Source organism: Candidatus Spyradosoma sp. SGI.093 (assembly GCF_050314555.1).
Lineage (GTDB): Bacteria > Verrucomicrobiota > Verrucomicrobiia > Opitutales > UBA953 > Spyradosoma.
Genome location: NZ_JBNPNH010000004.1, coordinates 14603 through 29605 on the forward strand (window position 1 = coordinate 14603; position 15003 = coordinate 29605).

A 15003-nucleotide genomic window follows, 5' to 3' on the forward strand; every position below is an offset into this window, starting at 1 on the left:
TTCCGCGCGTCGCGGGAACGCGGAAATCGTTTTGCCGCGGCGGGAGCGATAAGGTATAAACGCGAAAAAGTTTTTCTGTCCGATGGAGATTTTGCCGATCAGACCCTTCCGCGATTTTCGGAGCGCGCGCGTGACGCCGCCCGGCTCGAAGAGCATCACCAACCGCGCGCTCGCGCTCGCCGCGCTGCGCACGGGAACGACGCGGCTTTCCGGCGCGCTTTTCTCCGAAGACACGCGCACGATGATCGAATGTCTGCGGAGGCTCGGCTTCCGCGTAGATGCGGACGAAGCAGCGCGGACGGTCGAGATCGTCGGGCTCGGCGGGGAGATTCCCGAAGCGCGCGCGGAGCTCTTCGTCGCGAACGCGGGCACGGCGGCGCGCTTTCTCACCGCGATTCTCGCGCTGAAGCGCGGCGGCGAATACCGGCTCGACGGGAGCGAGGCGATGCGGCGGCGGCCGATGTCGGGGCTGCTCGACGCGCTGGCGCGGCTCGGCTGCGCGTTCGAGTTCGGCGGCGAGCCCGGGCATTTTCCGTTCACGATGCGCACGGGCGGCGTTTCCGCGCGCGACGTCGTCGCGGACGCGAGCGCGTCGAGCCAGATTCTTTCCGCGCTGATGCAGATCGCGCCCGTCGCGGGAACGCGCAACGGCGCGGGCACGTTCGACGTGCATCTCAAGGGCGAGACGGTCTCGCGGCCGTTCGTCGAGATGACGGCGAAGATGATCGCGAGCTTCGGCGGCGCGGTCGAGGGTCGCGGGAACACGTTCGTCTGCGGCGGCGGCTACGGCTCGGGCGACTTCGACTACGCGATCGAGCCGGACGCGACCGCCGCGTCCTATTTCCTGATTCTTCCCTTCGTGCACCGCGCGGGCGAAGTCCGTATCGACGGACTGGATACGGACGGGCTGCAGGGCGACGCCGCGTTCGCGACGGAGCTTTCGACGCCGCCGCGCGACCTGCTCGCCGCCGCGACGACCGCGGACGCCGCGGGAACTCCCGCCTGCGTCGTGCGCGCGGGAACGGCGACGCGCGGCTTCGACGTCGACTTCAACGCGATTTCGGACACGTTTCTGACGCTCGCCGCCGTCGCGCCGCTGCTCGACGCGGGAACGCCGCTCACGATACGCGGCGTCGCGCACACGCGCCGGCAGGAGACGGACCGCGTCGCCGCGATGGCGACGGAGCTCTCGAAGATTCTCGGCGCGGAGAACGTCGCGCAGACGGAAGATTCGCTCACGCTGACGCCGATTACGCGGGAACGCCTGCGCGCGCGCGCCGATGCGGCGCCGGGCGGGCGCTTCCGCGTCGCGACCTACCGCGACCACCGCGTCGCGATGAGCTTCGGCGTGCTGGGCACCTTCGACCTGCGCGGGGACTGCTCTACGTGGATCGAAATCGAGGATCCCGCCTGCTGCGGCAAGACGTTTCCGGACTTTTTCGACGTGCTCGAAAAAATCCGCTCTTGAAACGTCGCGGAAAATTCCGCGGCGGCGCTTGCGGGAACGCCGCGCTCCCGCAAGCGGAATTTTTCGCCCCAGCCGCCCTCGAAGCCGCTTAAATGCTCGCATGAACGCATTTTTCGCCCTGTGTGAAAAAAGTGTGTTTTTTGCTGTCGTATTTTGGCGGTTTTTGTCGTTTTTGTCTCAATTTCCGCCCTTCCAAAAATTCCACGAAAAAGCCCGCAATCCCTTTGTTTATGCGGAATTGCAGGCTTTTTTGAAGTGGTGGTGAGAGAGGGATTCGAACCCCCGAACGGTGAAACCGAATGGATTTACAGTCCACGCCCTTTAGCCACTTGGATATCTCACCAAAAAGGAGACGCAATCATGAGCTTTCTTTTCCCGAGGCGCAAGCTTTTTTTCGCGGGAACGCGATTTTTTTCGCGGAGGCGGGAATTTGCGCTTGCGGACGCGAGCGCTTTTCGGTTGAATCGCTGTCTCATTTTCGAATTTCGGACTACCGGAACGGAATTCTTCAATCACAAGAAAACCAGAAAAAAAACCATACTATCCAATGTTTCCCGCGATTCCGGTGCGCGGCGAGATACGGAGCCAAATTCATCATGAACATCACGATTAAAGACCTCTTGGACGCCGGCGTTCACTTCGGGCACCAGACCCGCCGCTGGAATCCGAAATCCCGCGAATTCGTCTTCAAGCACCAGAACGGCGTGTCGATCATCGACCTCGAGAAGACGTTTGAATGCCTCGAAAAGGCTTCGAAATTCATCGAAGACACGGTGGCTGCCGGGAAAGACGTTCTTTTCGTCGCCACGAAGCGCCAGGCCCAGGATCTGATGCGCGACGCGGCCAAGTCCTGCAACATGCCCTACGCGACGAACCGCTGGATGGGCGGCTGCCTCACGAATTTCGAGACGGTCAAGGGCTCGCTTGAGAAATACCGCAAGTATCTGCGCATGGAAGCCGACGGCTCCCTCGACAAGATGAACAAGAAGGAAGCGGCCGTCATCAAGCGCCACATGAAGCGCATGGACCGCGGCTTCGAAGGCCTGCTCGACTTCTACAAGCTGCCGGGCGCCGTCTTCGTCATCGACATCAAGAACGAGGAAATCGCGGTCGCGGAAGCGAAGCGCCTCAACATCCCGTGCGTCGGTCTCGTGGACACGAACTCCGACCCGACGCAGGTCGCGTTCCCGATTCCGGGCAACGACGACGCGGTGAAGTCGGTGCGCCTGATCGTCTCCGTCATCACGGACGCGATTCAGCTCGGCCTTTCCCGCCGCAGCGTCGAAGCCGAAGCGAAGAAGGCCGTCGTTCCCGCGAAGCAGGAAGTCGTCGCGGACAGCGACGCCGCCGGCGACGTGACGATTTCCGCCGAACTGCTGAAGGACAACCAGCTCGCGGAAAAGAAGCCCGCCCGCCGTTCCCGCCCCGCGACGCGCAAGCCGCGCGCCCCGAAGGCCGCCGAATAATCTCCGGAACAAGGACAAATCATTATGGCAAACATTGACGCAAAAACCGTTAACGAACTCCGTTCCCGCACGGGCGCCGGTCTGATGGACTGCAAAAAGGCGCTCGTCGAAACCAACGGCGACATGGACGCCGCGGCGGAAATCCTCCGCAAGAAAGGCGTCGCCACGCGCGACAAGAAGGCGGGCCGCACCGCCTCGCAGGGCACGGTCGCTTCCTACATCCACATGGGCGGCAAGATCGGCGTTCTCGTCGAAATCAACTGCGAATCCGACTTCGTCGCGAAGAACGAGCTCTTCCAGGGCTTCGCGCGCGACGTCGCGATGCACATCGCGGCGGCGGCTCCGCGCTTCCTGAAGCGCGAAGAAGTTCCCGCGGAGGAAATCGCGAAGGAAACCGAAATCGTCAAGGCGCAGTGCGAAGGCAAGCCCGCGCAGGCGATCGAAAAAATCGTCGCCGGCAAGCTCGAGAAGTTCTATTCCGAGATCTGCCTGCTCGACCAGCCGTTCGTCAAGGACGACAAGAAGACGATCAACGACCTCATCACCGAACAGATCACGAAGACGGGCGAAAACATCGTCATCTCCCGTTTCTCGCGCTTCCAGATCGGCGCCTGAGCGCGTTCGCCGCGAAGAGCGTTCCCGCCGAATGCGCGCGGGAACGCTTTTTTGTTGGCAACCGCCGATTACGGTTCTAAAAGAAATTTCATATGGTGAAGCTGATCATTTCCTGCATCGTTTCCGCGACGCTTCTGTGCGGCGTCGTGTTCTACTGCATGCACGAGGATTTCCGCAAAGAAGTGCACGACGTGCTTGAATGCTTCTGCAGAAAACTGCGCGACGGCGGCGTCCACGAACACATCGCGGAGCACCTTGACTGCGTCCGGAAATGACGCGCTCGCCCTTCAGAAAATAAACAGCAATGGCACTCGAAAAAATTTCCCGCGTCCGCGCCGTTCCCGTCGTCGTTTCCGGCGACGACATCGACACCGACCGCATCATTCCCGCGCGCTTCCTGAAAAGCGTTACCTTCGACGGCTTGGGAGAATTCGCCTTTTACGACGAACGCAAGAACGCCGACGGCTCCGACAAGCCGCACCCGATGAACGCTCCCGCCGCGCGCGGCGCCGGCATTCTCGTCTCCGGCATGAACTTCGGCTGCGGCAGCTCCCGCGAGCACGCCCCGCAGGCGCTCTGGCGCCGCGGCATCCGCGCAATCGTCGCCGGAAGCTTCGCCGAAATCTTCTTCGGCAACGCAACGACGCTCGGCGTCGCCTGCGTCCGTGCCTCCCGCGAAGCGCTCGCCGCGATCGAGACCTGGGCCGCCGCGCATCCCGGCGAGCCGATGGAAGTCGACGTCGAGGCTCGCCTCGCCCGTTTCGGCGACGCGAGCGTTCCCGTGGAGCTGCCCGACGCCGTGCGCGACGCGTTGCTCGAGGGCCGCTGGGATCCGATCGCGGACCTGCTCGACAACGCTTCCGCCGTCGACGCGCTCGCGAAAAAACTGCCCTGAGCGTTCCCGCCGAATGTTTTTTCGCGAAAATGCAAATTTTTTCTTGCAAGATTTTTTTTCACGCGCTTTAATCGTCTTTCCTTTTTTGAAATTCAAACCCGAAAGCGACGGAAAGCGGTTCCCGATCCGCGGCCCGAAGCTTCCGCCATTCAAGATTCAATGAAAACAACTTTAGCAAAGACTCCGAACGATACCGAAAAGAAATGGTACATCGTCGACGCGACGGGCAAAACGCTCGGTCGCCTTTCCGTGCAGATCGCGGCGATTCTCCGCGGGCGCCATAAACCCACCTACACGCCGCACGTGGACACGGGCGACTTCGTCATCGTCGTCAACGCGGACAAGGTCGTCGTCACCGGCGCCAAGGAAGAAAACAAGAGCTACATGTTCTACACCGGCTGGGTGGGAACCGCCTATCGCCGCAGCGTCGCCGACATGCGCGCGCGCCGTCCGGAATTCCTCATCATGCACGCCGTCAAGGGCATGCTGCCGAAGAACCGCCTCGCCTCCGCGATGCTCAAGAAGCTGAAGATCTACGCGGGCGCGGAACATCCGCACGCGGCGCAGAATCCGGTCGCCATCATCGACGCGAAATAATTGCGGGAGATTTTGAAAATGAAAAAAGACGTTCCTGTTTTTGTCGCCGTCGGGCGCCGCAAAACCTCCACCGCCCGCGTTCGCCTCGCGTCCGGGTCCGGCCAGGTCGTGATCAACGACAAGCCGCTTGAAACCTACTGCTTCACGGAAGCGCTCGCGAAGGCGGCCACGCTTCCGGTCGGCGTCGCGGGTCTCGATGGTTCGCTCGACATCTTCGTCCGCGTCAACGGCGGCGGCTGCAACAGCCAGGCCGGCGCGATTTCGCACGGCATCGCCCGCGCGATCGAAAAATACAATCCGGAACTCCGCTCCGTCCTCAAGAAGGCGGGTCTGCTCACGCGCGACGGTCGCGCCAAGGAGCGCAAGAAAAGCGGTCAGCCCGGCGCGCGCAAGCACTTCCAGTTCTCGAAACGCTGATCGGAAGCGCTCGCCCGCTCAAAAACGCCTCGGTTTCCCGAGGCGTTTTTTGCGTCTGCGCGAGTCGCGCGCTTGCGGCGCGACGACGCAAAGTGTAGGGTTCATTCTTCAAGTCATGACGCGCATCTTCACGATCATCCTCTTCGCGCTCGCCGCCGCGTTCTCCGCCTTCGCAACGGAGGAAACGCCGGCACCGCGCCGCATCGTCAGCCTCAGCCCCAACGCGACGGCGGTGCTCGAAACCCTCGGCGTCTCGCGCGAGCTCGTCGGCGTCACGCGCTACTGCCGCGTTCCCGCGGGTTCGACGCCGACGGTCGTCGGCGGGCTGCTCGATCCGTCAGCCGAAGCCGTGCTCGCGCTCCGACCGGACCTGCTCGTCCGCGCCGCCGTGCGCGACAAATCGTTCCCGGAACGCATGGCGCGCTACGGCATTCCCTGCGTCGAGCTTTTCCCCGAATCCTACGAAAATCTCAAGCGCGACGTCGCCCTTCTCGGCGAAAAGACGGGTCGGCAAGAACGCGCCGAGGCGATTCTTCGGCGCTGGGACGAAGCTGAACGCGCCGTCGCCGACGCGCTAGCCCGCCGGCCGCTCCCGCGTGCGCCGCGCGTGCTGATCGCCTGGGGCGAAGTCTTCGCGGGAAGGGCGTCCTATCTCGACGCGCTCGTCCGCATCTGCGGCGGCGAAAACGCCGCGCCCGCCTCCGCGCGAGCCTGGCCGACGCTTTCGAAGGAGACGCTCGTCGCCGCGAACGCCGACCTGCTGATCCGCGTCGGTCCCGACGGCCCTGCCCGCCTCACGCCCGCGCCGGAGCTCGCGCGCTCGCTCGCGGGCGACCCCGTTTACGGGCGCATGCCGGCGGTCCGCCGCGGGAACGTCTTCGTGCTCGACGAAAATTCGCGTCTGCTCTACCCGGCGCCGACGCTCGTCGAGGCGATTCCGCAGCTCGCCGCAGCGATCCGCGCCGCCGCCGAAACGGAAGGCCGGTAAAGAAAATTTTAAGGGAAAAATCTCGCGGGCCTGAGAATCCGAATCCGCGTGCAGCAAAAAAACGGACGTTCCCGCGGGAACGTCCGTTTTTTGCGTGCGCGAAAAGGCCGCGTCAGTCTTTGCGGTAGTAGCGCGAGTACTCGCCGGTGTAGGCCTTGTCCGTGTAGAAATGCGCGGAGTGCGAGGGCACCATGTTGAGCACGGCGCCGAAGATCGGTACCTTCGCCTCGCCGAGGCGGCGCAGCGAAGTCTTCGCCTGCATGCGCTGAACGGCGTTGAATTTGACCGTGTAGATGACGCCGTCGCAGTTCGGCAGAATGTTGAGAATGTCGCACACGGCGGCGATCGGCGGCGTGTCGATGACGACGCGGTCGTAGCGATCCCGCAGCTGCGCGAGCATTTCCGTGAATTTCTTGCCGTTGATGACCTGAGACGGATTCGGCAGTGATTTTTCGATCGGCAGCACGTCCATGCCGGGAACGACGTCCTTGACGATGACGTCGTCCAGCGACGCCTCGCCGTCGATGTAGCGCTTGAGCCCGCCCGCGGAAACGTCGATTTCGAGCGAATTCGCGACGTTAGGCAGACGCAGGTCGGCATCGAGCAGGAGCACCTTCTCCCCGTGATTCGCGTAAGTCTGCGCCACGTTGGAGGCGATGAAAGTCTTGCCTTCGGAGGGCATCGTGGACGTGACGACCACAAGCTTCGCGTTCTTGGATTCGTCGCCGATCTTCAGCGCGGAATACAGGGAAATGAAGGCTTCCTGCGCCGTACGGTCGTATCCGGTCGAGGCCAGAGAGGAGCGGTCGTTGAGGCCTTTCTTCTTCGTCCCGCGAACGCGCATGACGGAGGCGAGGAGCGGCAGCCCGAGCGAGACTTCGATGTCGCGGACGGACTTGATCCGGTCGTCCAGGAACGAAAGCAGCAGCACGATGCCGGCGCCGATCGCCGTTCCCGCGACGAGCGCGAAAATCGCGTTCAGCAGGAAGTTCTTGTTCGAGGGCATGTTGGGCACGCTCGCGGCGTCCAGCGGCTGAATGATGGACGTCGTCGTCGTCGTGAGGCTTAGGCTCTGGTCTTCGAGATTGAGGCGCAGACGCTGCAGCATTTCTTCGTCGTTGCGGAGCTGCGCGGTGAGCGTTTCGAGACGCGTGCTCGCTTCGCGCATCTTCTGCAGGCGCGCGGTCTTTTCGACGGCACGCCTGTTCGCGGATTCGTAACGGCGCTGCGCCGCGATGAAGTTCGCCTTGAACTCGGCTTCCGCCTTTTCGACCGCCTTCTTCAGCTCGGCTTCGGTCGCGGCGAGCTGTTCCTTGGCGTGAATCAGCTCCGGATGCTTTTCGCCGAAGTCCTCCTGCATGCTCTCGATATTGATGCGCAGCTCGGTGCGGCGGGAGAAAAGCGAGGAGACGTGCGGATTCGACGTGATGGACGGCTGGCTGAGCAGGTCGCGTCCTTCCTTCTTCACCTTGTCGATTTCGTTGAGAATCGCGAGCAGGTCGTCGTAGTTCTTCTTTTCGGCGTCGCGCTGCGAATTGATGGCGGAAAGCTCGCCGGCGGCCGTGCCCATGTCGAGTTCGAGCAGGTTTTCGCGGCGCACCAGATCGACGCGTTCCTGGCGTTCGGTCTCGATCTTCTTTTCGAGATTTTCGATTTTCTGACGCGTCGTCTCGATCACGGGATTCGCGCGGAGAGCGCGGATCTCCATGTTGTATTTGCAGATTTCGTCGATGAAGTAATCGGTCATCTTCTTCGCGATTTCCTTCGTGCGGTGCGTGTATTCTACCGTGACGATGAACGTCGATTTCTTCGGCGAAACCGAACGGTGACGCGCGATGACTTCCTCGGCGGAAAGCGGTCCTGAGAAGAAGTCGCTGTTGCGGTAAGGATCGACGACCTCGGAAAGTTCCGCCTGCGTGAGGCGCTGAACGACGCGGTCCACGATCTGGCCGCTGGTCATGATTTCGACCTGCGTGAGAAAGTCGTCCTGTCCGCCGACCTGAAGCTCTCCGCCGGCGCGTCCGCCGCCGAGATTGATCGCCTGACGCAGCACCTGAACGCGGCCCGACGCGGTGTATTCGGGAACGATGTTGTAGGTGTAGACGAGCGCTCCCGCGAGCACGATGAACGCCGAAAGAATGACGTACCAGATGCGTTCCCGGAAAATGGCGATGTAGTCGCCGAGCGTGCGGTTCTGCAGCGTTTCGGAAAGCCCGCCGGCGACGTCCGCCAGGCTCGGAGCTTCCCCGTAACCGTAGCTGTAGCCGTATCCGTAGCCGTAACCGCCGCGATAACCGGAGGGCGGCGGAGTCGCGGCGTTCCCGCTCTCGGGCGCCTGCGTTTCCTGGGGTTCCTTAGGAGATGCGTTCTCGGACATTTTGATCAAATCTTGGAATCTTGAACGTAAATTTTATCGCCTTCCTGCAGGAGAATGTCGGGCGCGTTGCCTTCCTGAATCTCCTTCAGGTTGATGATGTACTTCTTTTCTTCGCCGTTCACGTTGCGGATGAGAATCAGATCCGTGCGCGACGCGCGCGGCTGCAGACCGCGGGCGGCGGTGATGGCGCGGACGAGCGTCAGCTCCTCTTCCATCGGCATGTTGACGGGACCGGCGACCGCCACGAAACCGTCGATGTAGACGCGGCGTTCGGCGTAAGAGGAAATCTGCAGGATGACTTCGGGCTTCTTGAAGTAGCCCTGGTCGATGTAGGCGCGTTTGATCTTTTCCGCGGCCTCCGGGAGCGTCAGTCCCGCCACCTGCACCTGATTCAGATACATGAGCGGAATGTGTCCGTCCGCGGAAACGCGGTATTCGCCGGGCATGACCTCGCGGCGGCCGTCCTTCTGGATCGTGATTTCGACGCGCACCATATCCATCGGGCGGATACGATAGACGGGCTTCTCGAGAGTCAGCAGCGGCTTGTCTCCGCGCAAATCCCGATCCGTCGCCTCAGGCGTGCAGGCGGCGAAAACGCAGACAAAAAAAAGAGTTGCGCAGGACGCGGCAACTCTCTTGAAAAAACTGTTTTTCTTCATTTCAAAAAAAGCATCATGCTTGACTCTCGCCCGCTTCCGCTCAGTAGCGGAAGTTGAGCGAGAGCGACACGAGGTTCTTCGTGTATTCCGAATCGGAATCGTTCGAATCGTCCCACTGGAAGCTGTAGGAAGCGGCGATGTTCAGATACTCGTTGACGTTGTAGTTGGATCCAACGCGGGCGGTGTAGACGTCGTCCTTGCGGTCTCGGTTATTGTAATCGTCGTTGCGGTAGTCGAGACCGGCGTTGAACGACCAGTGCGTGTCCATGCGGTGATTCGCGGTGAGCGCGACGCCCGTGGAGGTGATGTCGTCGCCGTTGCCGGAGATTTCGAAGTCGCGGGAAAGCGCGAGACGCACGGACGTCTTTTCCGTCGCAGCCCAGTTAAACGCGGCGTTCAGGCCGAGCGTGTTTTCGCGGTCGTCGTTGTTGCCCGTGGTGCGGCGGCTGTAGTCGCTCGTCGTGTAACCGACGCGACCGTCGACCGTGAGCTTTTCGGTGACTTCGCCGACGGCGGAAACGCCGAAGAAGTGAACCTGCTGATAGCCGGGATTCGTACCCAGAGAACGTTCACGTCCGTTGGCGGCGAGGTCCGTGTAGCGGTATTCGTAGGAAAGACCGGCGCGGAGCTTTTCCGTGAGAACGGAGTGATAGACGCTCACCGGAACGGAATAAGTTTCGCGGTCGTTGTAGGAGTCGCGGTGATCCTGATAAGCCGTTCCGTTCCAGGAGAAACCGGACGTGACGGAAACCTTTTCGCCGATCTTGTAGGAACCGATCGCTTTCGCGTAGTAGGTGTAGTACTCGATCATGTCGCCGGCCTTGATGTCGCGGCTCGTCGTGTTCTGATTCATGTCGAAGCCGGCGGCGATCGTGCCGCTGAGGCGCGCGCCCGCGTAGCTGTAGGCGGCGTTCACGTGCGTGGCCTGATAATTGTTTTCGTCGTCGTCCATGTACATGCTCAGGTCTTCCGTGACCGTGAACTTGATCGAGGACTGCGCGTCCTTGCTGCCTTTGGAAAGCTCAAGGCCGGGAATGAGGTGCAGGATGACGTCGGAATCCTTGTCCGAAGAACGCAGGTAGATATTGTCGTTGAATTCCACGCGCGCCGAGCAGAGCGCAGAAATCGACGTTCCGTCGTCGAACTGGTACAGGGGCGCTCCCGCGAACGCGGGAACGGCGGCGGCGCAGAGAGCCGCCACGGTGAAGGAAGATGCGAAAACGGTTTTCATATTTCTGAGAATTTAAGTTAAATGTCCTTAAACTTTTACGGTATTTGATTCCGGAGGCAAGCGAAAAATCACATTTCGCTCGCCTCTTCGCCGCCGAGCGTCGTCAGGCGGAGATTGCGGTAGGCCGGCAGGCCGGTTCCGGACGGAATCAAGTGACCCATGATGACGTTTTCCTTGAAGCCCGTCAGCATGTCCTTCTTCGAAAGCGTGGCGGCGTCGGTGAGGACGCGCGGCGTTTCCTGGAAGGACGCGGCGGAGATGAAGGATTCCGTCTCGAGGGACGCCTTCGTGATGCCGAGCAGCACGGGAACGTAAGTCGCGGGAGCGCCGCCCATTTCTTCGATGCGGGCGTTCTCTTCGAGAATCATCGAGCGGTCCACCTTTTCGTCCCAGAGGAATTTGGTGTCGCCCGGATCGACGATCTTCACCTTGCGGAGCATGCGCGCGACGATGATTTCGATGTGCTTGTCGTTGATCGTGACGCCCTGCGCGCGATAAACGCGCTGAATCTCTTCGATGATGTGATTCTGAATCGCCTCGAGGCCGAGCACTTCGAGAATTTCGTGCGGGTCGGGCGAACCTTCCGTGAGCAGCTGGCCTTTGTGGACGTGGTCGCCTTCCTGCACGGTGATGTGCTTGCCGTGCGGGATCAGATGTTCGAACGGCACACCGTCCGCCGGCGTGATGACGAGGCGCTTCTTGCCGCGGAGCGTGCCGCCGAAGGAGACGATGCCGTCCGCGCGCGCCATTTCGGCGACTTCCTTCGGGCGACGCGCTTCGAAGAGCTCGGCAACGCGCGGCAGACCGCCGGTGATGTCCTGCGTCTTGGACGCCGAACGCGGCGTCTTCGCGAGCATCGCGCCCGGAAGAATGTCGTCGCCTTCGGAGACGACCACCTGCGCGCCCGTCGGAATCGCGTGCGTCGCGACGCACTTACCGTTGACGACGACTTCGACGGACGGATTCAGGTCGTCGCTGTGTTCGATGACGACCGTCTGCACCTGCCCCGTCGCCTCGTTCATTTCAGCGGAAACGGTGACGCCCGGAATCATGTCGCGGAAACGCACGCTTCCCGCCTTTTCGGAGAGAATCGGGATGTTGTGCGGGTCCCATTTCGCGAGCAGTTCGCCGGACTTGATGACACCGCCGTCGAGCACCGAAAGGAACGTGCCGATGACGATTTCGTGCTCGTCGATGACTTTCGAAGGATCCTTTTCGTCGAGAATTTCGATCGAGCCCGTCTTGTTGAGCGCGACCGCGACGTTCTCGCCGATTTCGACGTAACGCAGATTCTTGTAGCGGACGACGCCGCCGACGGGAACGCGGATTTCCGGATTCTTGAGAATCTGATTCGCGATGCCGCCGATGTGGAACGTGCGCATGGTGAGCTGCGTGCCCGGCTCGCCGATGGACTGAGCCGCGATGATACCGACGGAAGAACCGCGCTTGACGAGCGCTCCCGTGGACGGGTCGAGCCCGTACGCCAGCGCCGGAATGCTGTTCACCTTCATGTGCGTGAGCGGCGACATGACCTTGACGCGCTCGATGCCGGAGTCCTCGATCTTCTTCGCGGCGGCGGCGGAAATCATTTCGCCGGAGCGGACGAGAATTTCGTCCGGTTCCTGCGGATTGCGCACGTCCTCGCACGAGCAGCGGCCGACGATGCGCTCGGAGAGCTTGACGATTTCGTCTTCGCCGTCTCGGATGGCTCGCTTCCAGATGCCGTCGCGGTTGCCGTCGTCGTCGACGGTGACGATGACGTCCATCGCCACGTCGCAGAGTTTACGCGTCATGTAGCCGGCGTCCGCCGTCTTGAGCGCGGTGTCCGCGAGACCCTTGCGCGCGCCGTGGGTGGAAATGAAGTATTCGCCGATCGTCAGACCGTCGCGGAAGGACGAAAGAATCGGGCGCTCGATGATTTCGCCGTTCGGCTTCGCCATGAGGCCGCGGGCGCCGCAGAGCTGGCGCACCTGCTGCTTGTTGCCTCGGGCGCCGGAGTCCATCATGACGTAGACCGGGTTGAGAATCCAGCGGCCCTTGTTGCGCGGATCGGATTCCGCCGCCTTGCCCTTGAGCGAAACCGCGGGGACAGCGGACGCCTCGAGCGTCTTGAACACGGCGGACGCGATCTGGTTCGTCGCCTCCGTCCAGATGTTGACCGTCTTGTTGTAGCGCTCGCCGGCGGTGATGATGCCCTTCTTGTACTGCGCCTCGACTTCGTCGCGCTTCGCGGAGGATTTCTTGACGATGTCCGCCTTTTCCTTCGGGAAGATCATGTCGCCGATACCGATGGAGATGCCGGCGCGCGTCGCGATCTTGAAGCCCATGGCCTTCAGGCCGTCCACGACTTCGGGAACGCCTTCCTTGCCGACGAGCCTGTAGGAATTGAGAATCAGGTCGCCGATCTGTCCCTTCTTCACCGAGAAATTGATGAAGCCCATGCCGTCCGCGGGAACGGTCGCGTCGTCGACGAGACGCTTCTTCGGCCAGATCTGATTAAAGATGATGCGGCCGACCGTGGTGCGGATGATCTTCTTGTCGGCGTTCCCGTAGAACGTCGATTTGCCGAAGTCGGGATTGACGAAATCGACCCAGCTGTGGAAGTGCAGCGCGCCGTCCATTTCCGCCATCTGCGCTTCCTCGACGGAACCGACGAGCGGAACGTGCTCGCCCTCCTTCGGCTGCGCCGGCGGCTCGAACGTAAGATAGTACGCGCCGAGAATGATGTCCTGCGAAGGCGTGATGATCGGCTTGCCGCTCGACGGAGAGAAGATGTTGTTCGTCGAAAGCATGAGGAGCTTGCACTCCATGATCGCTTCCGTCGAGAGCGGAACGTGGACCGCCATCTGGTCGCCGTCGAAGTCCGCGTTGTACGCGGTGCAGGTCAGCGGGTGCAGACGCATCGCGTCGCCTTCGATGAGCACGGGCTCGAACGCCTGAATCGAAAGACGGTGCAGCGTCGGCGCGCGGTTGAGCATGACCGGGTGGCCCTTGGTGACTTCTTCGAGAATGTCCCACACTTCCGGCGGACGCTTTTCGATCATCTTGCGCGCGCCGCGGACGGTGTGCACGAAGCCGAGCTCCTTTAGGCGGCGGATGATGAACGGTTCAAAGAGCACGAGCGCCATCTTCTTCGGCAGACCGCACTGGTTGAGCTTCAGATCCGGGCCGATGACGATGACGGAGCGTCCGGAGTAGTCCACGCGCTTGCCGAGGAGGTTCTGACGGAAACGGCCCTGCTTGCCCTTGAGCATGTCGCTGAGGGACTTGAGCGGACGGTTGCCCGCACCCGTGACGGCGCGGCCGTGGCGACCGTTGTCGAAGAGCGCGTCCACGGATTCTTGGAGCATGCGCTTTTCGTTGTTGATGATGACGTCCGGCGTCTTCAGCTGCAGCAGGCTGCGGAGACGGTTGTTGCGGTTGATGACGCGGCGGTAAAGGTCGTTGAGGTCCGACGTCGCGAAGCGGCCGCCGTCGAGCGGGACGAGCGGGCGCAGATCCGGCGGAATCACGGGCAGGACTTCGAGAATCATCCATTCCGGACGATTGCCGGATTCGATGAAGCCCTGAATGACCTTCAGACGGCGGGCGAGCTTGAGCTTCGCCTGCTTGGAGCGCGTGTTCGACATCTGCTCCTGCAGTTCCTGGACGACCTGCGGCAGATCGAGCGCCGCGAGCACGTCGCGGAGCGCTTCCGCGCCCATCTTCGCCACGAACGCGTCGTCGCCGTATTCCTGCACCGCCTGATTGTATTCTTCGGCGGAGAGCAGCTGCTTCGCCTCGAACGGCGTCTTGCCGGGATCGACGATCAGATACTTTTCGTAGTAGATGACGGATTCGAGCTGGCGCGCCGTCATGTCGAGCAGAAGCCCGAGACGCGACGGCATCGACTTCAGAAACCAGATGTGCGCGACGGGAACGGCGAGCTCGATGTGCCCCATGCGGCGGCGGCGTTCCCGCGAGACCGTGACTTCGACGCCGCAGCGGTCGCAGACGACGCCCTTGAACTTGATGCGCTTGTACTTGCCGCAGGCGCATTCGTAGTCGCGGACCGGCCCGAAGATGCGCTGGCAGAAAAGTCCTCCCGGTTCAGGCTTGAACGTGCGGTAGTTGATGGTTTCCGGGTTCTTGACTTCCCCGTGAGACCACTGACGGATCGCGTCCGGCGACGCGATGGAAATGGAAACGTAGTCGAACGACGGCTCGCGCTCGTTGTTGCTGATGTCGGATTCTGCGTGGTTCATCGATAATGTTCCTTAAATGGTTGATTTTTGGAGGAGTCCGGGGCAC

At 61.8% G+C, this 15003-nt stretch carries 12 protein-coding genes and 1 tRNA gene; 8 read left to right on the plus strand and 5 right to left on the minus strand.

What is annotated here, in order from left to right; translation table 11 throughout:
- The first annotated feature begins 82 nt into the window (after positions 1-82).
- A complete protein-coding gene (gene aroA / locus ACQREB_RS05325) occupies positions 83-1468 on the plus strand; it encodes a 3-phosphoshikimate 1-carboxyvinyltransferase (RefSeq protein WP_427766190.1) in 1386 nt (461 codons plus the stop codon).
- 256 nt (positions 1469-1724) lie between these two features.
- Here the strand turns inward: aroA and ACQREB_RS05330 are convergent.
- A tRNA-Tyr gene (locus ACQREB_RS05330) sits at positions 1725-1811 on the minus strand.
- Positions 1812-2064: 253 nt separating this feature from the next.
- On the opposite strand from ACQREB_RS05330, the gene rpsB reads away from it, so the two are divergent.
- The 7 genes from rpsB (at position 2065) to ACQREB_RS05365 (ending at position 6446) form a co-directional block, all read left to right on the plus strand.
- Positions 2065-2934 (plus strand): 30S ribosomal protein S2, encoded by an 870-nt coding sequence (gene rpsB, locus ACQREB_RS05335; RefSeq protein ID WP_427766192.1) that lies wholly within the window; start codon positions 2065-2067, stop codon positions 2932-2934.
- Positions 2935-2958: 24 nt separating this feature from the next.
- On the plus strand, positions 2959-3549 hold the full coding sequence (gene tsf, locus ACQREB_RS05340; RefSeq protein WP_427766195.1) for a translation elongation factor Ts: 591 nt from the start codon (positions 2959-2961) through the stop codon (positions 3547-3549).
- A gap of 92 nt (positions 3550-3641) precedes the next feature.
- A complete protein-coding gene (locus tag ACQREB_RS05345; RefSeq protein ID WP_427766197.1) occupies positions 3642-3824 on the plus strand; it encodes a hypothetical protein in 183 nt (60 codons plus the stop codon).
- 29 nt (positions 3825-3853) lie between these two features.
- The gene (locus ACQREB_RS05350; protein ID WP_427766200.1) at positions 3854-4444 is read left to right on the plus strand and encodes a 3-isopropylmalate dehydratase small subunit; all 591 of its coding nucleotides are present in this window, start codon (positions 3854-3856) and stop codon (positions 4442-4444) included.
- Positions 4445-4603: 159 nt separating this feature from the next.
- Positions 4604-5041, plus strand: coding sequence for a 50S ribosomal protein L13 (gene rplM, locus ACQREB_RS05355; protein WP_427766203.1), 438 nt, complete (start codon positions 4604-4606; stop codon positions 5039-5041).
- 18 nt (positions 5042-5059) lie between these two features.
- Positions 5060-5458 carry a 30S ribosomal protein S9 gene (gene rpsI / locus ACQREB_RS05360; RefSeq protein ID WP_427766206.1) on the plus strand — a complete coding sequence of 133 codons (399 nt, stop codon included), beginning with the start codon at positions 5060-5062 and terminating at the stop codon, positions 5456-5458.
- 115 nt (positions 5459-5573) lie between these two features.
- Positions 5574-6446 (plus strand): ABC transporter substrate-binding protein, encoded by an 873-nt coding sequence (locus tag ACQREB_RS05365; protein ID WP_427766209.1) that lies wholly within the window; start codon positions 5574-5576, stop codon positions 6444-6446.
- A 112-nt stretch (positions 6447-6558) separates the two neighbouring features.
- Here ACQREB_RS05365 and ACQREB_RS05370 read toward each other — a convergent pair whose 3' ends face one another.
- The 4 genes from ACQREB_RS05370 to rpoC form a co-directional block, all read right to left on the minus strand.
- The gene (locus ACQREB_RS05370) at positions 6559-8823 is read right to left on the minus strand and encodes a GumC family protein (RefSeq protein WP_427766211.1); all 2265 of its coding nucleotides are present in this window, start codon (positions 8821-8823) and stop codon (positions 6559-6561) included.
- Between the two features lie 5 nt (positions 8824-8828).
- Positions 8829-9380, minus strand: coding sequence for a polysaccharide biosynthesis/export family protein (locus ACQREB_RS05375; protein WP_427766213.1), 552 nt, complete (start codon positions 9378-9380; stop codon positions 8829-8831).
- 142 nt (positions 9381-9522) lie between these two features.
- Complete coding sequence (locus ACQREB_RS05380) at positions 9523-10713, minus strand: outer membrane beta-barrel protein (protein ID WP_427766214.1); 1191 nt, start codon at positions 10711-10713, stop codon at positions 9523-9525.
- Positions 10714-10781: 68 nt separating this feature from the next.
- The gene (gene rpoC / locus ACQREB_RS05385) at positions 10782-14957 is read right to left on the minus strand and encodes a DNA-directed RNA polymerase subunit beta' (protein ID WP_427766217.1); all 4176 of its coding nucleotides are present in this window, start codon (positions 14955-14957) and stop codon (positions 10782-10784) included.
- Between the last annotated feature and the right edge of the window lie 46 nt (positions 14958-15003).